Raw genomic sequence first — 24,545 nt, 5'->3', positions numbered from 1 at the left:
GACCCTACACCGACAAGCGAAAACGGTAACCGGCCGTGTCGGGCCTGCCGCAGATTAGGACTGCGGCGGCAACAGCTCCAAGGTCACCGACGCGCCCGGCCGCCACGGCTGCGGGGCGGCTTGGTATTGCGCTTCACCGACGCCGGCAGCGGCGGACGGCGCATAGCGGGCGCCCACCACCAGCTCGGTATCCGGCGCGGGATAAGCTTGCAGCCAGTCTTCGGCGCGCAGGCTGACTTGCTGCGGCAGGTGCTGCACCAGCAGTCGCCGCGCCGCCAGCGGCTGACCGCTTTCACCAGCGCGCTGCAAGAACACAAACAAGGTGCCGCCGTCGGCCACCGGCGTGGCACTGGTCACGTCCACACTCAACTCAGCAAAGTATTGCTGCGCCGCACCTTGGCTGCGCGCCTGCTCTAGATTCTGGTTGAGCATGGTGGCGATCTGACTGTCGCCATGGCGCTCTAGCAACGCTTCCCACGCTTGTTCAGCGCGCTTGAAATCTCCGCTCTGCATGGCGCCGAGCCCGACCATCAGCCACGCGCTGTCATGCTGTGGATAGCGAGCCAGAATACCGTCCAGCAGGTCGCCGGCCTCGTCAGTGAGACGGCCGCCAGCTTCCCCCATCAGGCCCTGCGCCAGCAGCAGTTGGTTCGACAGTGAGTCCGGGTCCAACCGCAACGCCTTGCGCGCTGACTCCACCGCCAGCTGCGGCACTTCCAGTTCACCGTACAGTACGCCGAGCGCATACCAGCCGTCGGCGCTCGGGCTGCGCGCCAGTTCGCGCTGCAGCACCCGTGCCAAGCGCGGCGCGGTGACGCCTTCCGCCACGCTGTCCGGCGTTTCACCGGCGGCCAACTGGCGGGCCATCGGCTCAAGCGTCCGCACGTCGTCCACCCACTCCGCGGTGTCTGGGTGGAAGCCGCGCACGCCATACAAACCCACCGCCAAGATTGGCACTAGCAACCCGCTGGCCAGCAGCGCCGGCGACAACCGGGTGCCTTCACGACGGGCTTCGCGCGCCCACATCCACATCAGCCACAGCGTGACCAGAGCAACAAAAGCAATCAGGACTGGCCACAACATCAGTGGGTCTCCTCGTTGTCATCCTCAAGCGGCGCGCGGTTGGCGCGGCGCAGTGCGCGCACCACTAGCACCCCACCGATCAGCAGGATCAGCAGCGGGCTGAACCACAGCAACGCAGTGTTGAGCGCCACCGGCGGCCGGTAGGACACAAAGTCGCCATAGCGAGCGCGGAAGTAATCCACCACTTCTCGGTCGCTGTGGCCTTCACGCAGCATCAACGCGGTGCGGGCGCGCATGTCGCCAGCAATGTCGGCATCGGAGTCGGCGATGCTCTGGTTCTGGCATTTCGGGCAGCGCAATTCCTGGGTCAGCGCACGAAAGCGCTGCTCCTGCTCAGCGGTCTCGAACTCATACACATCGATCACCGCCGCCGCACCGAGCGGCAACACCAGCATCAGGCACAGCAACAAGGAACGCATCATGGTGCGCCCTCCCCGGCTTCGATCAGCGGCAGGAAACGCTCCTGCCACACGCTCTGATTAAACTCCCCGGCAAAGCGCAACACGATGCGCCCTTGCGGGTTGATGAGGAAGGTTTCCGGCGCACCGTACACCCCCAAATCCATGGCGAAATCACCGCGCTGATCGACGATCACTTCGCGGTAGGGATTACCCAAATCGGCCAGGTATTGCAGCGCCTTATCGCGCTTGTCCTTGTAGTTAACACCGATGATACGCACGCCCTGCTGGGCCACATCCACTAGATAGGGATGCTCCACGTAGCAGGTCGGGCACCAGGTGGCCCAGACATTGAGCAGCGTCCACTCACCTTTCAGTAGTGCCGGATCAAGCTGGCGTTGGTCATCAATCAGCGACGGCAATGAGAACGCCGGCACCGGCTGGCCCACCAACGCCGAGGGCAGGGTTTCGGTATCACGGCCCAGGCCGCGATACAGCATCACCACCAGGGCAACAAAAATCAGCAGCGGGATTACCCCCCAAAGCGACTTCTTCATGCCAGCGCCTCCGCGGATTCTGCATTCTTACGCGACCGGTAGCGGCGGTCGGACACCGCCAGCAAACCACCCAGCGCCATCATCAGCGCTCCCAGCCACAACCAGCGCACGCCCGGCTTGTAGTAGATACGCACCGCCCAGGCATCAGGCCGGTCGAGCGGTTCCCCAAGTGCCACGTAGAGGTCGTTGAGCAGGCTCGGCCGCAACGCCACCTGGGTCATCACCATACCGCTGACGTGGTAGGTGCGCTTTTCTGGGTGCATGACCTTCACCGGCTTGCCATTGCGGGTCACTTCGAAGGTCGCCTTGACGGTGTCGTAGTTGGGGCCAACACCATCCTCCAGCTGCGTGAAGGCAAAATCGTAGCCGCCCACAGACACCTGATCACCAGGCATCATGCGCACATCGCGCTCGATCTCGTGATGGGACACCAACACAATGCCGGCCACCATCCACGCCAGACCGAGGTGGGCAAACACCATGCCGTAGTAGCTGCGGCCGAGGCGCCGCAGGCCCTTGAACAGGCCGCTCCGGAACGCCAGCGCCTTGCGCACCAGATCATCCAAATGGCCGATCACCACCCACGCCACTGCGATCAGACCCAGGGTGCCGGACCAATGGGTGCCGCCCGGCAGCAGTGCCGCCCCTACACCACCGAGGATGGCCGCTGGCACCAACGGCAGCACCCGGCTGCGCAGGCGTTCGACGCGCTGACTTTTCCAGTTCGACATTACACCCAGCACCACCAACGCCATCAGCGCCAGCGTCAGCGGGATGAAGAACATATTGAAGTACGGCGCACTGATAGAAATCTTCAGATCAAAGGCGTCGCCGATCAGCGGGAACAGCGTGCCGGCCAGCACTACAAATGCCGCAGTCAGCAGCAACAGGTTGTTGCCCAACAGCATCGACTCACGAGACAGCAGTTGGAAACCGGCGGTGTTGCGCAGTTGCCCCGCCCGCAGCGCAAACAGCAGCAATGAGCCGCCGGCCACCAACGCCAAAAAGATCAATACAAAGGTGCCGCGCTCCGGGTCATTGGCGAACGCATGCACTGACGTAAGGATGCCGGAGCGCACTAAGAAGGTGCCCAACAGGCTCAACGAGAAGGTCAGGATCGCCAGCAACACCGTCCAAGCACGGAACAGGTTGCGCTTTTCGGTGACCGCCAACGAGTGAATCAAAGCGGTACCCGACAGCCACGGCATCAACGAAGCGTTTTCCACCGGATCCCAGAACCACCAGCCGCCCCAACCCAGTTCGTAGTACGCCCACCAGGAGCCGAGCGCGATGCCCACCGTCAGAAACGACCACGCCACCGTGGTCCACGGCCGCGCCCAACGCGCCCATGCTGGGTCCAACCGGCCCGCCATCAGCCCGGCCACCGCAAACGCAAACGCCACTGAGAAGCCGACATAGCCCATGTACAACATCGGTGGGTGCACGATCAGCCCCGGATCCTGCAGCAGCGGATTGAGATCGCCACCATCCAGCGGGAACCACGGCAGGTTGCGGTCAAACGGGTTGGAGGTGAGCAGCATGAACGACATAAAACCAATGCCGATCATGCCCATCACCGCCAGCACCCGCGCTGAGATCGCGTCCGGTACCGAGCGGCTTAGCAGCGCCACTGCTGCGCCCCAGCTCGCCAGCATCCACGCCCACAGCAACAACGAGCCTTCATGACCGCCCCAGATGGCGGACAGGCGATAGCCCCACGGCAGCGCCGAGTTGGAGTGGTTGGAGACGTAAGCGATGGAGAAGTCATTCACATAGAAGGCATAGCCGAGGGTGATGATGCCCACCGTCACCAGCAGCCACTGCATCACGGCCAGCGGCCGGGCGCTGGCGATCCAACCACCGTGCTGGAGACGTACACCGATGAGGGGCAAAAAGGCTTGCAGGACCGCCAGTAACAAGGCCATCCAGACTGCAAAGTGTCCTATTTCCGCTATCACAACACGCTCCCGCGGCCGAGGTTGTCATTGAAGGTAGGCAGACCGCGCATACCCTCGCACGACCCTGCGGCCATCCCGGCCGCCTGACGGATACAGGCTTGGCGGCGACGGCAGCTGTGCCCCGCTCCGCCATCCCTGTCGGTGGAGAAGAGCCCTGACCCGGCCGCCACTGCGCGGCGACGCAGCCGGCTGGAACCGGGCCGCATAGCTTCCGCGAGGGCGGCGTTGATTTCAAGTTTTACACTGCCCCAGCACCGTCCTGCAAAGACTAAAGTAGTTGAGACAAAAGGGCTTTTTTTGATACACCCGGCGTTGCAGCCTGCAACACCTTGACATAATTCAGACCCGGTCGCGTACATGCCTGTCACACTCGCTTTGTTATGATAGCGGCGCCTGAGATGGCCATGTGACCGTCTTGCGACAGAAGCGTTCAGTGATGGAGTCTGTGACCTTGGATCCAGTGCGGAAGAATAGTTTTGACCGGGACGAGCTGTTGGCCTGTGGCCACGGTGAGTTGTTCGGCCCGGGGAATGCGCGGTTGCCGTTGCCGAACATGCTGATGATGGACCGCATCATCCGCATCAGTGAAGAAGGTGGCCGTTACGGCAAGGGCGAGATCATCGCCGAACTCGATATCCGCCCTGACCTGTGGTTCTTCGATTGCCATTTCGAATCCGACCCGGTGATGCCGGGCTGCCTGGGCCTGGATGCCATGTGGCAATTGGTCGGCTTCCACCTCGGCTGGCTTGGTCACCCGGGCCGCGGCCGCGCCCTCGGCGTTGGCGAAGTGAAGTTTTCCGGGCAGATCCTGCCCTCTGCCAAGCGCGTCACCTACCGCCTCGACGTGAAGCGAGTGATCGCACGCAAGCTGATCCTCGGCATCGCCGATGGCACCGTGTCCGTGGACGGGCGCGACATCTATCAAGCCAATGACCTGCGGGTCGGCCTGTTCACTTCTACGGACAGTTTCTAAACGAAGGAAACCACCGCAATGAGACGAGTCGTCATCACCGGCATCGGCATCACCTCCTGCCTGGGCAACGATCCGGCCACTGTGACCGAATCCCTGCGCCACGGGCGCTCCGGTATCCGCTTCAACGACAGCTACCGTGAACACGGGCTGCGCAGTCAAGTCTCCGGCCGTCCGGATCTTGATTTGGATGCACTGATCGACCGCAAGGCGCGTCGCTTCATGGGCGACGCCGCGGCCTATGCCTACTTGGCCATGCAACAGGCCATCGACGATGCCGGCCTGACGCCGGAACAAGTTTCCAACCCACGCACCGGTCTGCTGGCCGGCTCCGGCGGCGCGTCCTCGGCCAACCAAGTAGAAGGCATCGACATCGCCCGCGAGAAAGGCGTCAAGCGTGTTGGCCCTTACATGGTCACCCGCACCATGGCCAGCACCGTGTCCGCCTGCCTGGCCACGCCGTTCAAGATCAAGGGGCTGAACCTGTCAATCGCCTCCGCCTGTGCCACCAGTGCCCATTGCATCGGCGCCGCCATGGAGCAGATCCAGCTCGGCAAACAGGACATTCTGTTCGCCGGCGGCGGCGAGGAAGAGCACTGGACCATGAGCACCTTCTTCGATGCCATGGGCGCGCTGTCGAGCAAGTATAACGACACCCCGGAACTGGCCTCCCGCGCCTACGATGCCAACCGTGATGGCTTTGTCATCGCCGGCGGCGGCGGCATCGTGGTGGTGGAAGAACTGGAGCATGCTAAGGCCCGCGGCGCCAAAATCTACGCCGAGTTGGTCGGTTACGGCGCCACCTCCGACGGCCTCGACATGGTCGCCCCGTCCGGCGAAGGCGCCATGCGTTGCATGCAACAAGCGCTGGCCACCGTCGATGGCCCGATTGATTACATCAACGCCCACGGCACCAGCACCCCGGTCGGCGACATGGCCGAGCTGAAAGCCATTCGCGATACCTTTGCCGAGGGCAAGGTGCCGCCGGTCAGCTCCACCAAGAGCCTATCCGGCCACTCTCTGGGCGCGGCCGGCGTGCACGAGGCAATCTACTGCCTGCTGATGATGCAGCACGGTTTCATTGCCGGTTCCGTCAACGTCGAGCAGCTCGACGAAGGCGCCGCAGGCATCCCGATCCAAACCACCACTGAAGAACGTCAACTGGAGCGGGTGCTGAGCAACAGCTTCGGCTTCGGCGGCACCAACGCCTCGCTGGTGTTCCAGCGTTACCGCGACTGAATGCCGGTAAGGCGATAAAAAACGCCCCGCTAATGCGGGGCGTTTTTTTGCTAACCGGACAATGTCTCACAGCATCCAGCTTTCACCTGGGTCGCCTAAATAGCCAGATTGTTGCGCTAACAAGAGAGTGCCACCGGCAAGCTGAGCGTCATTAAATTGGGTAATAACCCGGGGCCCCATTGTGATGTTCCTGGCTTATTTCAACCTGTTGCCCTGCACAAAAAATTTATGCCCAACAGGTGACCTGGTGCCCATCAATCACCGGCAGCCCATTGCACGGCAGTGGCCTTTAGCATCATAAAATCAGAACCGTAACTGGAGAGCTGATCCGCCCAGCGACCACATCAGACACCCGCGGCGGCAAGCGATAATTAGACTATTAGCACCTGCCGGAAACATTCGTCTGTGCCGACTTTTCTCCGCTTCTGCAGGTCGCTTCAGCTGTCAGGGCACCAGCCATTTATCACTTCCGCTTTGCCGATTCTGGTTAGGCTTACACGCCCGGCTAACGGTGTTTACCAGTCACTGCGGCCGAGGCCACTGTCATTGCCACCAGTCCGTGACGGTTCTCCTGACCGGCTTAAAGACGTTCTTCAACTCTCACTGCAGGACGAACAATCTGGGGCGGCTACTTCTCCATGGAGACCACCACAGAAGGTCTCTCGTCTACCCGCTCAGGAACAAGCTTCCCTAGCAGCCACACCGATCACCAGTCGATGTTATTGCGCACATAAAAAAAACGCCGGCTCACGCCGGCGTTTTTCACTTCACGACTGCCTTGATCAGAAGTCGTAACGCATACCCAGGGACAGGCCTTGAGCGTTTTCACCTGCAGCGCCGCCCACGTTGGTGGTGCGGGCTTGCTGCCATGGGGTCAGAGCTGCCAGGTCATCGTTCATCACGATGGCGTAGTTGGCGTACACGCGCAGGGCCTTGTCGAGGCGGTGCTCAACACCGACGGCCACCATGTCGGCGCTCATATCCTTGGCGTCGGCGTCCATCATCATGTACATGCCTTTGACGTAAGTGGCCGGCGCAACTTGGAATTCTGCACCCAGGCCCCAGGTATCAGAATCGAATTGATCGTCGTCATGGTTGGCGTTCTGGTAGAAGGCGACCAGTTTCACCGGATCAGCCACTTTGTAGGCACCCGCCAGACGCACGGCTTTGCGCTTGCCGTTGCTGGTATCACGGCCGTACTGCTCATAGGCCAAAGCGCCTTGGAACGGGCCGTTGGCGTAGGTCACAGAAGCGCTGACGGCGTCTTGTTTCTCATCGTCCTTGGCCGCCGTGCCTTCGTGGATGGAGTAGCCCAGGTTGAACTGCAGACCGTTGTAGTTGGGGGTCTGGTAATGGATGGTGTTCGGCGTCCGCTCGTCAAAGCGGGCATCGCCCACACGGGTCAGGTTGCGCATGTCGCCGAGCTGGTCGCCGAACAGGTTGGCCGGATCGCGGGCTGCTTTGAACGGGCTATCGAACTGACCGGCGCGGACCATACCGAAGTCGCCTTTCAGGCCGACGAAGGTGTCACGGCTGGCCCAGCTGCTGCCTTTGCCTTGTGCAAAGTTGATCTCGGTTTCGACCTGGAAGAACGCGGTCAGATTGCTGTCAGCGATCTTGGTGTCGCCGCGGAAGCCCAGACGGGATGAGTTGGAGGACAGGTTGGTCTCGTTGTAGTCACCACCATCGTCGAGTTGATCCAGCGACACGTGCGCACGACCGTAGATGGACACATCGGCCAGCGCCATACCCGGTGCCAGTACCGCTACCCCAACAGCCATCGCCAGCAACTTCTTGTTCATTCACGATCTCCCATAAGGCTCAGTCATTGATGACGTAACAAGTTAGCTACGACTGGCGCGCAGTATGGAAAGCCAAGATGACAGCCAAGTTGCCTCAACATGAAGTTTTTATGAATGCCGGCAACGGCGGGAACTTTAGGCGGGAGGCTGTGATTTACGGGGGATTGGCACGCTGCGCCGCAGTAGCGGCGGTGACTGGGATCTGGATTGGTACGCCTGCCACTGTCAATGTCAGCAATGGCAGCGGCGCCGGGTCAGCAGTCGCCTTGGCTGCGCAGAAGTTGTTTGGCCTGCTGCCACAAGTGTTCTAATTCGGCCTCATCGAGAGCGCTCAGCGGCGCTGGCGACAGCGCTTCCACCTGCCGGAAACGACGTTCGAATTTATGGGTGGCGGCGCGCAGCGCCTGCTCCGGATCGGTCTGCACATGGCGGGACAGGTTGGCGACGCTGAACAACACATCGCCAAGTTCATCGCTGATCGCGGCCGGATCAGCGCCACTAATGGCCTGCTCCAGCTCATCCAGTTCGGCGCGTACTTGCGCCAGCACCGGCGCTAACTCACGCCAGTCAAAACCGACCTTAGCAGCGCGACGCTGGATGCGGGCGGCACGGACCAACGCTGGCAGCCCGTTAGGCACGCCGTCCAATGCACTACTGCGGAGGGTGCCGGCGGCGGCCTGCTCTGCGGCTTTGATTGCATCCCACTGGCCCGCCGGCGGCGTCGCACCTGGCGTCTCGAACACATGGGGATGGCGCCGTACCAACTTGTCAGCCAGGCCGTCCATCACCGCGTCCAGATCGAAATCGCCCTGCTCCTGGGCCAACTGCGCCTGCAGCAGGACCTGCAACAGCAGATCACCGAGTTCCTCACGCAGCCCGGCGCGGTCACCGGCGGCAATGGCGTCGGCCACTTCGCAGGCTTCCTCTAGCGCATAGGGCGCCAGCGAAGCGGGAGTTTGCGCCCGGTCCCAGGGACAGCCGTGCTCAGGATCGCGCAGCTGCGCCACCAGCGCCTGCAAGCGTTGCAACGCCGCCGCGCTCACTTGCGGTGCCGCCGCACGTCCTGCACGCCGGGCAACTGGTCAAGACGCGCCAGCACGCGGCCGAGGTTACCCAACGAGGCGATTTCCACCGTCATCGTCATCACCGCGCTGTTGTCATCCTGCTGCGACTCAGTGTGCAGCGCGGTGACATTGACCTTCTCGTTGGCAAGCAGCGACAAGATGTCGCGCAACAACCCCTGACGGTCCCAGGCCCGCAGATGAATATCGACCGGGTAAGTGACTCGCTCGGCTTGGCCCCAGTGCACATCCACCACCCGGCGTGCGTCGTCGGCCTGCATCGCCAACACGTTCTTGCAGTCAGCACGGTGCACACTGACACCGCGGCCTTGGGTGATGTAACCCAGGATCGGGTCGCCCGGCAGCGGCTGGCAGCAGGACGCAATTTGGGTCAGCACATTGCCAACGCCTTCGATCACCACTTCCGGCGAATCACGGCGCTGCGGACTCGGTTTGCGGGGTACGAATTCCAGTTCTTGCTGGCCGTGGTCGCCTTCCAACAACCCGTGGATCTGATTGACCACCTGCGCCGGACGCAGGTCGCCGGCGCCCAAGGCGGCGAGTAGATCTTCGCCGGTCTTGAGGTTGAATTGCGGCGCCACCCGGTCGAGATCCAGCTGACCGAGCGCCAGCCGCGACATTTCGCGCTCCAGAATGGCGCGCCCCTGAGTGAGATGGGTGCCACGATCCTGGCGTTTGAACCACTGCTGGATGCGTGCCCGCGCCGAACTGGTGCGCACATAACCGAGCGATGGCGTCAGCCAATCGCGACTGGGGCCCCCTTCACGGGCGGTGAGAATTTCCACCTGCTCGCTGGTTTTAAGCGGGTAGTTCAGCGGCACGATACGGCCGTTGACCTTGGCGCCCCGACAGCGGTGCCCCACTTCGGTATGGATGTGGTAGGCAAAATCCACCGGCGTGGCACCGGCTTGCAGGTCGACCACATGGCCGTCTGGGGTGAACACATACACCCGCTCGCTGCTGGCATCGGCCGCGCGCAAATGGTCGACCATGTTGTGCACACTGGCTTCGCCGAGTTCGTCATGCCATTCCAGCACTTGGCGCAACCAGGCAATTTTGTGGTCGTCGCCGCCGCGGCGTTTACCGCCTTCCTTGTACTGCCAGTGGGCGCACACCCCCAGCTCGGCGTCGTCATGCATGTCGAAGGTGCGGATCTGCACCTCGAGCATCTTGCGCTCCGGCCCGATCACCGCCGTATGCAGGCTTTGGTAACCGTTTTCCTTAGGCGTGGCGATGTAATCGTCGAATTCCTTCGGCACGTGCTGCCACAGCGAGTGCACCACACCGAGCGCTGCGTAGCAGTCGCGCACCTCTGGCACCAGCACCCGCACCGCACGCACGTCGTAGACCTCGTAGAAGTCGAGGTGCTTCTTCTGCATCTTCCGCCAGATGCTATAGATGTGTTTGGCGCGGCCATCCACTTGCACCCGGCCGATGCCGAACTGTTCCAAGTGGCCCTTCAGTTCAGCCACCACGTTCTGGATATAAGCCTCACGGTCAAGGCGCTTTTCATCCAGCAGCCGCGCCACTTTCTTGTAGGCGTCGGGCTGCAGGTAGCGGAACGACAGGTCTTCCAGCTCCCACTTGATCTGGCCGACGCCAAGCCGGTGTGCCAGCGGCGCGTAGATGTCGAACACCTCGCGCGCCACCTTGATGCGGCTGTCGGGGTCGGAGTCTTTCAGCGCACGAATAATAACGGTCCGCTCGGACAGCTTCAGCAGCGCCACGCGCACGTCATCGACCATCGCCACCAGCATTTTGCGGACGTTGTCGAGTTGGTCACCCTGCTGGCCTAGCACCGCCTTGCGCGACGGATTAAGCACCGCGCTGATGGCCGCCATGCGCAGTACGCCCTCCACCAGCTGGGCGATGGCGTCACCGAATTCCTTCTGCACTTCCAGCAGCGACAGGTGGCCTTCGCGCACTGAGCGGTACAGCACCGCCGCCGCCAGCGCATCGGCGTCCGCATGCAGGTCGGCGAGGATCTCGGCCATTTCCAGGCCGATGCGGAAGCAGCCGATGCCGTAATGCCAACGGCTGCCGGCCTGGTTACCCGCCCGTTCGCAGCCCTCGGCCCGCGCGCAGGCCGCCGCCAGCACGCTGGTGTCGGCCAGGTTGCAGCGGCTGCCGACACTGCTCAGCCAAGCGGGCAAATCGTTGAACTGTCCCTCCAGGGTGACCTGGCGGCGCACAGTGACCATGCTGGTCTCCTTGCTTGCGATCGCTTACTGGCGCACGAACAAGGCGATGGATTCCACATGCGTGGTATGGGGGAACATATCCATCACCCCCGCGGCTTCCAGCCGGTATCCGAGCTGGGCCAGTTCGCCCGCATCCCGTGCCAAGGTGGCCGGGTTGCAGGACACATAGACCAATTTTTCCGCCCCAAATTGGGGCATCAACCGCACCATTTCAAGCGCACCGGCGCGCGGCGGATCAATCAAAATGCGGTCGAAACGTTGCTGTGCCCAGGGCTCGCCGTCCACCGACTGGTTCAGGTCCCAGGCATGGAAGCTGACATTGGACAGCCCATTGCGGCGGGCGTTCTCTTCGCCCCGTTCCACCATCGCTTGGCTCAGCTCGACGCCGATCACCTCGCCGGCGCGACGCGCCAGTGGCAGCGTGAAATTGCCGAGTCCGCAGAACAGATCAAGCACCCGGTGCTCTGGGGACAGGTCTAGCAAATCCAGTGCCAGCGGCACCATGCGGCGGTTGATGTCAGCGTTGACCTGGGTGAAGTCGGTGGGATGGAATGCCATGTCTAGCTGGTCAGCTGGCATGCGGTAGTGCAGCCGCTCCGGGCCGTCTTGCGGCCAGATGCGGTGCACGCTCTGCTCGTTGCCGGGCTGCAGGTAGCAATGCCAGCCGCGTTGCTGGCAGAAGCCCACCAGCGCCGCACGGTCGCCATCGGTGAGCGGGTCCATATGGCGAAACACCAGCGCCAATTCGTCGTCGCCGGCGGCCACCTCGATCTGCGGCAAACGCGCGCGGCATTCCAGCCCATTGATCAGCTCACGCAGTGCCATCAGCGCATGGCCGATGTCTGGCACCAAAATTTCACAGCGCTGGATGTCAGCGAGGAAGTTATTGCGTTTCTCACGGAACCCCACCAGCGAGGTTTCGCGGGCATCCACATAACGCACGCCAAGGCGCGCCTTGCTGCGGTAACCGGTGGTGGGACCGGTCAGCGGCGCCAGCCAGCGCTCGGGCTCCAAGCCGCCAAAGTGGGCCAGTTGTTCCGCCAGCACCTGCTGCTTGAGTTGCACTTGGGCATCGCTACGGTAGTGCTGCAGGCTGCAACCGCCACACAGCAGTGCGTGCTCGCACGGTGGCTGAGCACGTTCCGGCGCCGCCACGTCGATGACGTCAGCGCGGCCTTCGTCATACTTGCTGTGCACCATGGTGTAACGAAACTGCACCTGCTCACCGGGCAGGGCGTTGTCGATAAACAGGGTTTTGCCATCCGGCCGGGCAATGCCGCGGCCGTCGTGGCTGAGACTGAGGATCTGCGCCGGGAAGATTCCTTCCGGCAACGGCTTGCGCCGCGGACGTCGGGCCATGCTGAACTCGGGTGTTGCGGGTATTCAGCCGCGATCAGCGGTGAACACCCCGGTGGACAGGTAACGGTCGCCACGATCACAGACGATGGCAACGATGACGGCATTTTCGACGCGCTCAGACAGCTGCAACGCAGCCGCCACCGCGCCACCAGAGGAGACACCGCAGGAAATGCCTTCCTCGCGCGCCAGTCGGCGCATGGTGTCTTCGGCCAGTGACTGGCTCATGTCCACCACCTCATCCACGCGGCTACGATCGAAGATCGACGGCAGGTAAGCCTCCGGCCAACGGCGGATACCGGGAATGGCTGAACCTTCTGACGGCTGCAAACCAATGATGCGCACCTCAGGGTTTTGCTCTTTGAGGTAGCGAGAGGTACCCATGATGGTGCCGGTGGTGCCCATGGACGACACGAAGTGGGTAATACGGCCTTCAGTGCCCTGCCAGATTTCCGGACCGGTGGTTTCGTAATGGGCCGCCGGGTTATCCGGGTTGGAGAACTGATCTAGCACGATGCCTTCGCCGCGCGCTTGCATGGCCAGCGCCAAGTCGCGGGCGCCTTCCATGCCTTCTTCCTTGGACACTTCGATCAATTCGGCACCGTAGGCGGCCATGGCGTCTTTACGCTCCTGGCTCTGGTTGGCCGGCATGATCAACTTGATACGGTAGCCGCGCATCGCCGCCGCCATCGCCAGTGCGATGCCAGTGTTACCGCTGGTGGCTTCCACCAGCGTGTCACCGGGACGGATCTCGCCGCGTTGCTCGGCTTTGAGGATCATGTTCAGCGCCGGGCGGTCCTTGACCGAACCGGCCGGGTTATTGCCCTCCAGCTTCACCAGGATGATGTTGCTGGTGTTGCCGGGCAGGCGCTTGAGACGCACCAGCGGCGTATGGCCCACAGTGTGTTCAATAGACGGGAAATTCATGCTCGGCCTCGCTGACAGAATGGGGGCGATTGTACCCCATGCATCGGGCAGCACCAGCGGATGCTGGCCGCTGCTTGCACCAAGTCGGCATAATCCGGGCATTGTTGCCACCGGACCGACCGATGCCTTCACTTTCGTTGCGCACCCGCATGCTGCTGATGACCGCCCTGCCGACGCTGTTGGCCGTGCTGGCGCTGGGCGGCTACCTGCTGGTCACCCGCCTGACCGATATCCACAGCCACAGCGAACACCTGCAGCGGCTGGTGGTAGACAGCTACAGCGCGCGTCTGCAAGCGCTGGCCGCTGACAGCAGTGACTTGCTGCCGACATTGATGCAGCAGCTGCTGGACGAGCAGGATGTGCGCGCTGCGCGCTTCACTCGCCCGGGCCAGACGGCGCTGCACGTCGGCCCGCGCATGCAGACGGCCACCGCCGCCCGCGGCGTGCTGCAGCATGGCCAAGAAACCGTGCGCTGGCAGCGCGAGCTGGCGCCGCCGGCACTGGGCACGCTGGAGGTCGAGTTCTCCACCGCTCGCCAGCAGATTCAGGTGCTAAAAACCCTGCTTACACTACTGGTGGGCACCGGCTTGTTGCTCGGCCTGGCGGTTATTCCGGCGCTGCGTTACAACCAGCAACTCACGGCGCAACTGACCGAGTACGGCCGCACCCTGCGGCAAATCCGCGCCGGACAACTGGGGGTGCGTCTGCACACCGGCGCACGCGGCGAACTGGCGGTCTTGGAGCGCACTATCAACCAGATGGCGGCAGCGCTGGAGGAACAGCAAAACGAACTGCGGCAGAACGTGGACCAGGCCACCGAGGACTTGCGTGAAACGCTGGAAACTATCGAGATCCAGAACATCGAGCTGGACATGGCGCGCAAACAGGCGGTCAAGGCAAGCCAGATTAAGTCCGAATTTCTCGCCAATATGAGTCACGAAATTCGCACACCGCTGAACGGCATTATCGGCTTCACCCGGCTGTTACTGCGCTCTAGCCTCGATCCGCGCCAGCGCGAATACCTGAGCACCATCCGCAAATCATCAGAGTCGCTGCTGGCGATCATCAACGACATTCTCGACTTTTCCAAAATTGAAGCCGGCAAACTCAGCCTCGACCGGGTACCGCTGCATCTGCACGACCTGATCGAGGAAGTGCAGACGCTGTTAGCGCCGCTGGCGCAAGAAAAAGGCTTGGAACAAGCAGCGATCATCTATTCCGACGTGCCGCTGCAACTGATCGGTGACCCGCTGCGGGTGCGGCAGGTACTCACCAATTTGATGAACAACGCCATCAAATTCACCGACCAAGGCTCGGTAGTGGTGCGCGCGATGCTGGAGGAACTGCGCGATCAGCAAGCAACGCTGAAAATTGCCGTCACCGACACCGGCACCGGCATTGATGAGGCGATGCAGAAAGAGCTGTTCCGCGCCTTCACTCAAATCGACCAAAGCGCCGCGCGGCGGCTGGGCGGTTCCGGGCTGGGGCTGGCAATCAGCAAACGCATCGTCGAGGAGATGGGCGGCGAGATTGGCGTGGAAAGCGACAGCGGCCAAGGCGCCACCTTCTGGTTCACGCTGCGCTTGGAGGTCGACCCGCACCCGTCGGCCCTGGATGGCTTCCGGGCCTTCCGCGGCCGCCGGGCGCTGCTGGCCGAAGCCAACGAACACGCCCGCCTCGGCCTCTACCACATGCTGCGGGCCTGGGGCATGGAGGTGGACACGGTGCAGTCGGTGGAGCATCTGGGCAACGCCTTGTCTGACCCGCAGCGGCCCCAGGCTGACTTCGTGCTGGTGGGGCTGCCGCCACAACCACTACCCGGCGCTCAACTCAGCGCGTTGGTGGAACGCCTGGATCACTACGCGCACCAAGGCACGGTGCTGCTGAGCAACTACCGCGACCGGCTCCAGACCCTGAGCAGCGAGCACCGCTATCTGCGCACGCTCGGCAAGCCCGCCACCCGGCTGCGGCTTTACGATCTGCTGCTGGATCTCAGTGGTCAGTCGCAACCGCGACTGCCGGCACCGTCGGACCCGCGCACACTGTCAGTACTGGTGGTGGACGATCACCCTGGTAACTTGCGTTTGGCATCGGTGTTCTTGGAAGAAATGGGCGTCAAAGTCACCGCCTGCGCCAGCGGCGAGCAGGCGCTGACCGCCCATCAGCAGCAGCCGTTCGATCTGGTGTTCATGGATATCCAGATGCCCGGTCTGGATGGGCTGGAAACCACCCGCCGCCTGCGCCTGCAAGATCAGACTGGCCGCCATTTGCCGATCATCGCCCTCACCGCCCACGCGCTAGAGGACGAGCGCCTGCGGCTGCTTAAAAACGGTATGGATGACTACCTCAGCAAGCCGGTCAGCGAAGCGCATCTGCGTCACATGCTGGACAAATGGGTGCCGCGCAAACAGGACAGCGGTCCGGCTTTCTTTGATCGCCACCAGGCGTTGTCACGCGCTGGCGGCCGCGAAAGCCTGGCCGAAGAACTGCACGGCATGCTGCTGAGCGCACTGGAAGAAGACCACGAGGTGATCCATCACGGGCTCGGCGAGGAACTCGGCCAAGAAGACTGGCCGCGGCTGTTGGAAGCGGTGCACAAGCTGCACGGTGCCACCCGCTACTGCGGCTTCCTGCGGCTGGAGCAACTTACCCGGCAGGCCGAGGAAGCACTGAAATCCAACGCTCAGCAGGCATCACGCCGACGTGCAGTAGAAACGCTGCTGGTGGAGGTGCGGCGGGTGCGGGAACAGGCGCCGGATTCATTGCTGGGGCTGGATAACTAAGGCAACCGGCCGCACGCGGGCAGCCCACAACAGTGACGCATTCCAGTTGCCGCCCGCTCAGCCACATAGCCCGCTCCGACAGCAGCACCTGTCTCTGGCATAGGACGGTGGGGGCAAGGATGGCACCCTGCCCGCCACCCAAACATCGGTGCAGCAAACGCTGCTACCGGTGACAGGAAGGCGGGCCTCGCTGCCGTTGTACGTGCTGCAATCCATTCTGATCTTCAAACCGGCGCTGGCAGACAGTGTCCGGTCGAACTGCCGAGCCGCCAGCGCGGCCGCTAACGCCGGATTGGTGATGGCAGGCAAACTGATGAAAGGCGCCAGCACTGCAGCGCCTTTTCAACCGGCTTGCCGGCGTCGACGACTTGGCCTCGGTGGGGCTTTAAGAGGCACCGACACTAGGACGGCACGGCAGTCCGCTCACGCGCTCTTGCGGCTGGCTTCGCGGATCAACACTTTCATGTCATGCACCGCTGCATGCAGGCCGCTGATTACCGCCCGGGCCACGATCGCGTGGCCGATGTTCAGTTCATGGATGCCTGGCAGGGCCGCGATCGGCTGGGTGTTGTGGTAGTGCAGGCCGTGACCGGCGTTGACGATCAGGCCGTTTTCCAGCGCTAGGTCGAGACCGTGGCGGATGCGGCGCAGCTCTTCCTGCTGCGCCGCCGCAGTGACTGCATCGGCATAATGGCCGGTATGAATTTCGATGGTGCTGGCACCACAGGCTGCGGCGGCTTCGATCTGGGCTGGCTCGGCATCAATGAACAACGACACTTCAATGCCGGCATCCATCAGTTTCGCGCACACGGTTTTGATGTGCTGGAAGTGGCCCACCACATCTAGGCCCCCTTCAGTGGTCAGCTCCTCACGACGCTCCGGCACCAAACAGCAATAAGTGGGTTTCAAACGGGTGGCGATGGCGACCATTTCGTCGGTGGTGGCCATTTCCAGGTTGATGCGGGTCTGTACCGTCTGCATCAGCAGTTCCACATCGCGGTCGTTGATGTGGCGACGGTCTTCACGCAGATGCACGGTAATACCGTCGGCACCGGCCTGCTCGGCCACCAACGCTGCCTGCACCGGCTCCGGATAACGGGTACCGCGTGCCTGGCGCAGGGTGGCCACGTGATCGATGTTCACACCGAGCAACACTGACATGGTCTGACTTCCTTCTGGCTAAGAGGGGTCGAAACGGGGAGCCGAGTATAGCGGCTAAGGCGCCGCGCTGCTGCGCTTCAACGGAACAGCTCACGGCTCAGCAGCGGCCGATCACCAAGATGGGGCGCCAAGGCGCTGCGCAACAAGCGCTTGGCGGCCTGCCGCGCGCTGGCGTGCCAATCACCGGCTGCCATCGCCAGCAGGTCGGCACCGGTCAGGCCCTGATCGCAAAGCTGCAAGCCGGCCTCGGCGTCAAAGCAGTAATGCTGCTGCGGCTGCAGCGGGCGCCCGTGATTATCCTGCTGCAACGAAAAGCCGTAACCGAGCACCGTCAGCATGGTGTATTCGAAACGGCGCAATACCACATCCTGGGGCCAATCACTGCCGCTCAAGGCGGTCAGCGCATCGTCGTAAGGCTGCGACAGGTCCGGTACCGGCACGTCGCGGTGCAGCACCCGCACCATCAATTCGTTGACGTAAAGCCCGCAGAACAGCGCGCGGCCTTGCAGTGCTAGCGGCGCTGCCAGCGGCTCGTAATGGTGGAGTGCCAACAGTTCGCCGCGCCCACCGAACTGGCCGGTGAGCGGTTGGAACGGTTGCAGGGATTTACTTTTTCGGCCACCACGGGCGATGGCACCGAAACGGCCACGGCGGGCACTGAACAACTCCAGCAAGGCGCTGGTGTTGCGGTAGGGGCGGGCATGCAACACCCAAAAGGGCTCCAGCACCGCCCCGGTCATGGCTCAATCGCGCTCGTCGTAACCGAGCGAACGCAGGGCGCGCTCGTCATCGGACCAACCGGAGCGAATTTTCACCCACAGATTGAGCATTACTTTGCGGTCGATCAGCTGTTCGATGTCGTGGCGGGCCTCGGTGCCAATGCGCTTGATGCGATCGCCGCCAACACCGATGAGGATTTTCTTCTGACCCCGGCGCTCCACCAGGATGGCTGCAGAAATAGTGGTGTGGCGCGGGCCGTCTTCCCACAGCTCTACTTCCACCGCCACTTGGTGCGGCAGTTCCTGACCTAACTGGCGCACCACTTTCTCGCGCACAATCTCCGCGGCCATGAAGCGCAGGCTGCGGTCAGTGATCTGTTCCTCATCAAACCAGAACGGGCCGGGCGGCAGGAATTTCGCCAGCACGCCTTCCAGTGCGGTGAGGTTATGGCCACCCAACGCTGACACCGGCACCACTTCAGCAAAGTCGAACTGTTGGCCGAGGAACGCCAAGTGCGGCAGCAAGCGCTCCTTGTCTTCCAGGCTGTCGACCTTGTTCACCACCAGCACCACCGGCGTGGTGGTGACGCGGCGCAGCAGCTTGAGCACGTGCTCGTCTGCCTCAGTCCACTTCAACGCGTCAACCATAAAGCAGATCGCATCCACGTCTTCCAGCGCACGCACGGCGGCCTGGTTCATGGCGCGGTTTAGAGCGCGGTCTTCGCCACGGTGGATACCGGGGGTGTCGGCCAGCACGATCTGGTACTCATCGCGGCTGAGGATGCCGTGGATACGGTGCCGGGTGGTCTGTGGCTTGCGCGAGGTGATACTGATCTTTTGGCCGATCAGGTGGTTCATTAGTGTCGATTTGCCCACGTTGGGGCGGCCGACGATGGCCACCACGCCGCAGCGGGTGTCGACAGCAGCGCTGTCTGTCATGGCTGTTCCTCCAGCCACGCCAGTGCCTGCTGGGCGGCGGCTTGTTCCGCCCGGCGCCGGCTGGTGCCTTGGGCGACGAACGTCTGTTGTTGGTCGGGCAGATGGCACTGCACATCAAAGCGCTGGTCCGGTGCCTGACCGTGGATGGCCACCACCTGGTAGTCCGGCAATGGCTGTTGAAACGCTTGCAGGTGTTCCTGCAGGCGGGTCTTGGCATCTTTATCGGCGGTGTCCGGCGAGACCTGAGCGAGCCGCTCGGCAAACCAGTCCAGCACCCGCTCGCGGCATTGTTGCTCGCCACCCTCCAGCAGGATCGCTCCCACCAGCGCTTCCAGCGCATCAGCCAAGATCGAGTCGCGGCGGTGACCGCCGCTCTTCATTTCGCCGCCGCCGAGCACCAAGTGATCGCCCAGCGCCAGTTCACGTGCCACTTCGGCCAGTGTGGCGCCGCGCACCAGCAACGAGCGCATGCGCGTCAGCTGGCCTTCGCCGGCTTCCGGAAAACGTTCAAACAACCAGCGCGAGACAATACGGCCGAGCTCGGCATCGCCGAGAAATTCCAGCCGCTCGTTGTTGTGGCGCCGGTTGGCACTGCGGTGAGTCAGTGCCTGCTTGAGCAGGCACGGATCGGTAAAGGAGTAGCCCAAACGCTGGCAGAGCCGTGACAGCTCAATGGCTTCCATAAGTCTGTTCCCGGAGGGCCCCGGTGGCCCACCGGTGGATGCCCTGTTTAACGAATGTCTTTGGCAAAGTCGTCGCTGAACGTAATCAGCAAATCCACGTTGGCCAGCAGTGGTTCACGCACTTCGTAATCGACGCCGACCACCACCCGGGTGCCCTCGCGCCGGATCACCAGTTCATCGGCGCGGATGCTGGTCACGTTGTTGACCGTGAAGCGACGCAGCACGCCGTCACGGATGTCGCGCTCCGACAGCAAATTGGTGTTGTTGTCGGCCAGCACGTTCTGGACCGCGGTGCGCACCGAGCTGTACTCGAGATACACCGGAATCAGGCGGATCGCCACCAGCGCCAACAACCCGCCGATCAGCAACACCACCAACCACCCCAACAATGACAGCCCGCGCTGCCGTGATGCCGATGCCCCCCGCATCCTGCTCTCCCCCATCACATCAATCGAAATGCCAGCGCGGTTCAGCGGCTGGCACGTTGCTGCAACAGCGCCTGAATATTGTCTTGTTTGTCGATGGCACCGTTGCGGTGAAACTGTGGCAGGTTGAACAGCGGCTGCCAATGCATCCAGATGTAGAACGCCTTACCGACAATATGATCTTCGCTGACCATGCCCCAGTAACGGCTGTCGTTGCTGTTGTTGCGGTTATCACCCACCATGAAGTACTCGCCTTCCCCAACGGTCCATTCACGGTCAATGCTGTTGGACATGAACTGCCCGGTGAGCGGATTCAGCTCAGCTTCGTGGCGGATCAGGTGCGGTTGCTCGCCCAACGTCTCGACGAACAGAGTTTCCTGCAGCCGCCCACGGCGCACGGTATCCAGGCCCACGCGTTGTACCGGTTCGCCATTCACATACAGCTGCTCATGGCGCTGCACGATGTGGTCACCGGGTACACCCACTACACGCTTGATGAAGTTCTGGGTCGGCTCCTTGGGATAGCGGAACACCATCACATCACCACGCTGCGGTTTGCCCAGATCCACCACCAAGGTGTTGGTGAGCGGCAACCGCAGTCCGTAGGAAAATTTGTTGACCAAGATGAAGTCGTTCACTTCCAGCGTCGGCAGCATGGAACCGGACGGAATTGTGAACGGCTCAACGATGAACGAGCGAATGACCAGCACCACCATCAGCACCGGCAGCAGCGAGTTGGAGAACTCCACCACTTCGCGCACCACGCGGCCGGCACGGACACGCAATTTCAACACACGGTCCAGCAACCAGATGGCGATTGCCACCAGCACCGCCACCGGCAACCAAAAGCCGATATCGATATCCATCAATCACCCACCTTGAGTACGGCGAGGAAGGCTTCTTGGGGAATTTCCACGTTGCCCACCTGCTTCATGCGCTTCTTGCCGGCTTTCTGTTTCTCCAGCAGCTTTTTCTTCCGTGACACGTCACCGCCGTAGCACTTCGCCAGTACGTTTTTGCGCAGCGCTTTGACCGTTTGCCGGGCAATGATCTTGTTGCCGATGGCGGCCTGGATCGCCACATCGTACATCTGACGCGGCACCAGATCTTTCATTTTTTCGGTCAGCACCCGACCGCGATAAAGCGCCTGATCGGCGTGGCAGATGATCGCCAGCGCATCGACTTTGTCGCCGTTGATGAGCACATCGACGCGCACCAGCTTGGCCGGTTCGAAGCGGTCGAAGGCGTAATCCAGTGAGGCGTAACCCCGGCTGCAAGATTTCAGCTTGTCGAAGAAATCGAGCACCACTTCCGCCATCGGAATGTCATAGGTAATCGACACCTGACTGCCGGCGTACTGCATGTTCTTCTGCACGCCCCGACGCTCCACCGCCAGCGTCATCACCGAGCCGATATACTCCTGTGGCACCAAAATATTGACCCGCGCGATCGGCTCGCGGAATTCTTCCACCTTGTTCGATTCCGGCAGTTTGGACGGGTTGTCCACGTGCAGGATGCTGCCGTCCACCAACAGCAGTTCGTAAACCACAGTAGGGGCGGTGGTGATCAGATCGAGGTCGTATTCGCGCTCCAGCCGCTCCTGGATGATCTCCATGTGCAGCATGCCGAGGAAGCCGAGACGGAAGCCAAAGCCCAGCGCATCCGAGGTTTCCGGCTCGTAAAACAGCGAGGCGTCGTTCAGCGCCAGCTTCGACAACGCATCGCGGAAGTCTTCGTAGTCATCGGCGGTCACTGGGAACATGCCGGCGTACACCTGCGGCGTCACCTGTTTAAAGCCCGGCAGCGCGTCCACTTCCGGGGTTTTGGCGTGGGTCAGGGTGTCGCCCACCGGCGCGCCGAGAATGTCTTTAATGCTGGCAGTGATCCAGCCCACCTCGCCGGCCTCGAGCAGCGGGCGGTCGGTGCGTTTGGGGGTGAACACGCCCATCGCATCCACCACGTGCACCTGGCCAGTGCTCTTTACCAGAATGCGGTCGCCTTTTTTCAGGCGGCCGTTGGTGACCCGCACCAGCGACACCACCCCGAGGTAGTTGTCGAACCAAGAGTCGATGATCAGCGCTTGCAGCTTGCTGTCGCGGTCACCTACCGGCGCCGGGATCTTGGCCACCAGCTGCTCCAGCAGATCGTCAATGCCGACCCCGGTCTTGGCGCTCACCTTGCACGCTTCGGTGGCGTCGAGGCCGATAATCTCCTCGATCTCGGCACAGACGCGGTCTGGATCGGCCTGCGGCAGGTCGATCTTGTTCAGTACCGGCAGCACTTCCAGATCCTGCTCGATGGCGGTGTAGCAGTTGGCCACCGACTGCGCTTCCACGCCTTGGCCAGCGTCCACCACCAGCAGCGCCCCTTCACAGGCCGCCAGCGAGCGTGACACTTCGTAGGAGAAGTCCACGTGCCCGGGGGTGTCGATGAAGTTGAGCTGGTATTCGATGCCGTCACGGGCCTGGTAATACAGGGTCACGCTGTGGGCTTTGATGGTGATGCCACGTTCGCGCTCCAGGTCCATGGAGTCGAGCACCTGCTCGCGCAGTTCACGCTCGGACAGCCCGCCGCACACCTGAATGAACCGGTCGGCGAGCGTGGATTTGCCGTGGTCGATGTGGGCAATGATGGAGAAGTTGCGAATATGGCTGATATCAGTCACAGGGATGCCGCAGGTCAGTCATGGGAAGCGGCGATTCTAGCGGATTTGCCGGCCAAGGGCGATGGGCGCACTGGCCCAACGCCCGCCGACGGCGCCCTCGGCTCAGGGGGTTTCCTCAAGCCGCAGCGCCAAGAAGCGCGGTTGGTCGCCCCGCTGCACCAGTGCCGAAATGAACGTGTCCTTTGGCAGCTCCTTAGCCACCGACGCCAACTGCTGGGCAGAGTCGATCTGCACGTTATTGAGCGTGCGCAGGATATCACCGGTCTGGATACCCGCCTTTTCTGCCGGACCTTTCTGCACCGCGGTCACGCGCACACCGTTGTTGAGGCCGAGCTTGCGCTTGTCCTCGGCGCTGAGCGGCTCCACCGTCAGGCCCAGCGGATGCGGGCTGGCGGCGGGTGTTGCCGGCGTATCCGCGTCGCCATCCTGTGGCAGCTCGCCGATGGTGACCTTGATACGTTTGCCCTTGCCGTCGCGGATCACCTCAAACGTAGCTTCGTCACCCGGCGCCAACCGGCCAACCAGCGGCGGCAGGCCGGCAGAACGATCCACCGGGGCGCCGTTCATGGCAATGATCACATCACCCACTTGCAGGCCGGCTTTGGCCGCCGGGGAATCATCCTGCACTTGTGCCACCAGCGCGCCAGCCGGCTTGGGCAGCCCAAACGACTTGGCCAGGTCACGATCCACCTCTTGGATCATCACACCAAGCCAGCCACGGGTGACGCGGCCGTTCTCCTTCAGCTGCTTGACCACATCCATGGCCATGTCGATCGGAATCGAGAACGACAGCCCCATGAAGCCACCGGATTGCGACACGATTTGGGCGTTGATGCCGACTACTTCACCATTGAGGTTGAACAGCGGTCCGCCGGAGTTACCCGGGTTGATCGCCACGTCGGTCTGGATGAAGGGAATATAGTTTTCGCTCGGCAGACTGCGGCCCAACGCACTGACGATGCCAGCGGTGACAGAGCTTTCGAAGCCGAACGGCGCGCCGATCGCCAGCACCCACTCACCCACCCGCAAATCGTTGGAAGAGCCGATGGTGACCACCGGCAGGTCATCTTCTTCGATGCGCAGCAATGCCAAATCAGATTGCGGGTCCTGCCCCACCAACGTCGCTTCCAGCTCGCGGCGGTCCTGCAAGCGCACCAGAATACGCTCCGCCTGACGTACCACGTGGTAGTTGGTCAGCACGTAGCCGTCCTTGGAAATAATGAAACCGGAGCCTTGCGACTCAGCCTCCTGCTCGCCGCCGCCACGCTCATCGAATTCCTCGAAAAAGCGGCGGAACATTTCCGGCAGATGCTGGCTCGACAGCGCACTGCGGCGGGCACTGACCTTCTGGATGGTGCTGATATTCACCACCGCCGCGCCATGCTCCTCAACCAGCTGGGCGAAGTCCGGCAACGTCACGGTGGCGCGCGGCGCGCGTTCGGTCACTGGCGCCGGCGCACTATTTTGTTGCTGTGGCGAACTACTCGGCCCACAGGCCACCAGCACACCGGTGAGAGCGGCCAGCGCCGTCAAACGCAAAGATGTATTGATCATGTTTCCGACTTCCCTTTGCTGGTGAAAAACCGGCGCCGCATAC

20 protein-coding genes are annotated in these 24,545 nt (G+C 62.4%); 3 read left to right on the top strand and 17 right to left on the bottom strand.

Annotation, left to right across the window (positions count from 1 at the left end; all coding sequences use genetic code 11):
* Positions 1-54: 54 nt before the first annotated feature.
* From AB5I84_RS04700 to AB5I84_RS04685, 4 genes are read right to left on the bottom strand one after another with little or no spacing between them, the layout of a single operon-like run.
* Positions 55-1,083, bottom strand: a complete 1,029-nt coding sequence (locus AB5I84_RS04700) for a tetratricopeptide repeat protein (protein WP_369454702.1) — start codon at positions 1,081-1,083, stop codon at positions 55-57.
* Entirely contained in the window at positions 1,083-1,505 is a 423-nt protein-coding gene (locus tag AB5I84_RS04695; protein ID WP_369454701.1) for a cytochrome c-type biogenesis protein, read from the bottom strand. Before AB5I84_RS04695 ends, AB5I84_RS04700 begins: the two co-directional genes overlap by 1 nt.
* Positions 1,502-2,038, bottom strand: coding sequence for a DsbE family thiol:disulfide interchange protein (locus AB5I84_RS04690; protein WP_369454700.1), 537 nt, complete (start codon positions 2,036-2,038; stop codon positions 1,502-1,504). Before AB5I84_RS04690 ends, AB5I84_RS04695 begins: the two co-directional genes overlap by 4 nt.
* A complete protein-coding gene (locus tag AB5I84_RS04685) occupies positions 2,035-3,996 on the bottom strand; it encodes a heme lyase CcmF/NrfE family subunit (RefSeq protein WP_369454699.1) in 1,962 nt (653 codons plus the stop codon). The genes AB5I84_RS04690 and AB5I84_RS04685 overlap by 4 nt, the downstream gene beginning before the upstream one ends.
* 460 nt (positions 3,997-4,456) lie before the next feature.
* Here AB5I84_RS04685 and fabA point away from each other — a divergent pair, with 460 nt between their 5' ends.
* Together fabA and fabB are read left to right on the top strand one after the other, a co-directional pair.
* Positions 4,457-4,969: a 3-hydroxyacyl-[acyl-carrier-protein] dehydratase FabA gene (fabA, locus tag AB5I84_RS04680; RefSeq protein WP_439650205.1), complete on the top strand. Its 513-nt coding sequence runs from the start codon at positions 4,457-4,459 to the stop codon at positions 4,967-4,969.
* 18 nt (positions 4,970-4,987) lie between these two features.
* The gene (gene fabB / locus AB5I84_RS04675; protein WP_369454697.1) at positions 4,988-6,205 is read left to right on the top strand and encodes a beta-ketoacyl-ACP synthase I; all 1,218 of its coding nucleotides are present in this window, start codon (positions 4,988-4,990) and stop codon (positions 6,203-6,205) included.
* A 782-nt stretch (positions 6,206-6,987) separates the two neighbouring features.
* Here fabB and AB5I84_RS04670 read toward each other — a convergent pair.
* From AB5I84_RS04670 to cysM, 5 genes are all read right to left on the bottom strand, one after another.
* On the bottom strand, positions 6,988-8,007 hold the full coding sequence (locus tag AB5I84_RS04670; RefSeq protein ID WP_369454696.1) for a porin: 1,020 nt from the start codon (positions 8,005-8,007) through the stop codon (positions 6,988-6,990).
* 254 nt (positions 8,008-8,261) lie between these two features.
* Entirely contained in the window at positions 8,262-9,035 is a 774-nt protein-coding gene (gene mazG, locus AB5I84_RS04665; RefSeq protein WP_369454695.1) for a nucleoside triphosphate pyrophosphohydrolase, read from the bottom strand.
* 11 nt (positions 9,036-9,046) lie between these two features.
* The gene (relA, locus tag AB5I84_RS04660) at positions 9,047-11,290 is read right to left on the bottom strand and encodes a GTP diphosphokinase (protein ID WP_369454694.1); all 2,244 of its coding nucleotides are present in this window, start codon (positions 11,288-11,290) and stop codon (positions 9,047-9,049) included.
* 24 nt (positions 11,291-11,314) lie between these two features.
* Positions 11,315-12,649: a 23S rRNA (uracil(1939)-C(5))-methyltransferase RlmD gene (gene rlmD, locus AB5I84_RS04655; protein WP_369454693.1), complete on the bottom strand. Its 1,335-nt coding sequence runs from the start codon at positions 12,647-12,649 to the stop codon at positions 11,315-11,317.
* 24 nt (positions 12,650-12,673) lie between these two features.
* Positions 12,674-13,573 (bottom strand): cysteine synthase CysM, encoded by a 900-nt coding sequence (gene cysM / locus AB5I84_RS04650; RefSeq protein WP_369454692.1) that lies wholly within the window; start codon positions 13,571-13,573, stop codon positions 12,674-12,676.
* Positions 13,574-13,695: 122 nt separating this feature from the next.
* On the opposite strand from cysM, the gene AB5I84_RS04645 reads away from it, so the two are divergent.
* Positions 13,696-16,356: a response regulator gene (locus AB5I84_RS04645; RefSeq protein WP_369454691.1), complete on the top strand. Its 2,661-nt coding sequence runs from the start codon at positions 13,696-13,698 to the stop codon at positions 16,354-16,356.
* A 423-nt stretch (positions 16,357-16,779) separates the two neighbouring features.
* Here AB5I84_RS04645 and pdxJ read toward each other — a convergent pair whose 3' ends face one another.
* The 8 genes from pdxJ to AB5I84_RS04605 form a co-directional block, all read right to left on the bottom strand.
* Positions 16,780-17,517, bottom strand: coding sequence for a pyridoxine 5'-phosphate synthase (gene pdxJ, locus AB5I84_RS04640; RefSeq protein WP_369454690.1), 738 nt, complete (start codon positions 17,515-17,517; stop codon positions 16,780-16,782).
* A gap of 77 nt (positions 17,518-17,594) precedes the next feature.
* Positions 17,595-18,227 (bottom strand): DNA repair protein RecO, encoded by a 633-nt coding sequence (gene recO, locus AB5I84_RS04635; RefSeq protein ID WP_369454689.1) that lies wholly within the window; start codon positions 18,225-18,227, stop codon positions 17,595-17,597.
* A 33-nt stretch (positions 18,228-18,260) separates the two neighbouring features.
* Positions 18,261-19,175 carry a GTPase Era gene (gene era / locus AB5I84_RS04630; RefSeq protein ID WP_369454688.1) on the bottom strand — a complete coding sequence of 305 codons (915 nt, stop codon included), beginning with the start codon at positions 19,173-19,175 and terminating at the stop codon, positions 18,261-18,263.
* Positions 19,172-19,858 (bottom strand): ribonuclease III, encoded by a 687-nt coding sequence (gene rnc / locus AB5I84_RS04625; protein WP_369454687.1) that lies wholly within the window; start codon positions 19,856-19,858, stop codon positions 19,172-19,174. The genes era and rnc overlap by 4 nt, the downstream gene beginning before the upstream one ends.
* 47 nt (positions 19,859-19,905) lie before the next feature.
* Positions 19,906-20,286: a DUF4845 domain-containing protein gene (locus AB5I84_RS04620; protein WP_369454686.1), complete on the bottom strand. Its 381-nt coding sequence runs from the start codon at positions 20,284-20,286 to the stop codon at positions 19,906-19,908.
* 41 nt (positions 20,287-20,327) lie between these two features.
* Positions 20,328-21,149 carry a signal peptidase I gene (gene lepB, locus AB5I84_RS04615; protein WP_369454685.1) on the bottom strand — a complete coding sequence of 274 codons (822 nt, stop codon included), beginning with the start codon at positions 21,147-21,149 and terminating at the stop codon, positions 20,328-20,330.
* On the bottom strand, positions 21,149-22,948 hold the full coding sequence (lepA, locus tag AB5I84_RS04610) for a translation elongation factor 4 (RefSeq protein WP_369454684.1): 1,800 nt from the start codon (positions 22,946-22,948) through the stop codon (positions 21,149-21,151). The genes lepB and lepA overlap by 1 nt, the downstream gene beginning before the upstream one ends.
* A gap of 102 nt (positions 22,949-23,050) precedes the next feature.
* Positions 23,051-24,502: a DegQ family serine endoprotease gene (locus AB5I84_RS04605; protein WP_369454683.1), complete on the bottom strand. Its 1,452-nt coding sequence runs from the start codon at positions 24,500-24,502 to the stop codon at positions 23,051-23,053.
* Between the last annotated feature and the right edge of the window lie 43 nt (positions 24,503-24,545).

Origin of the sequence: Alcanivorax sp. REN37, assembly GCF_041102775.1 — a bacterium.
GTDB lineage: Bacteria > Pseudomonadota > Gammaproteobacteria > Pseudomonadales > Alcanivoracaceae > Isoalcanivorax > Isoalcanivorax beigongshangi.
The sequence above is the reverse complement of the archived record's forward strand: the minus strand, read 5'-3'. Positions and strand labels throughout refer to the sequence as shown.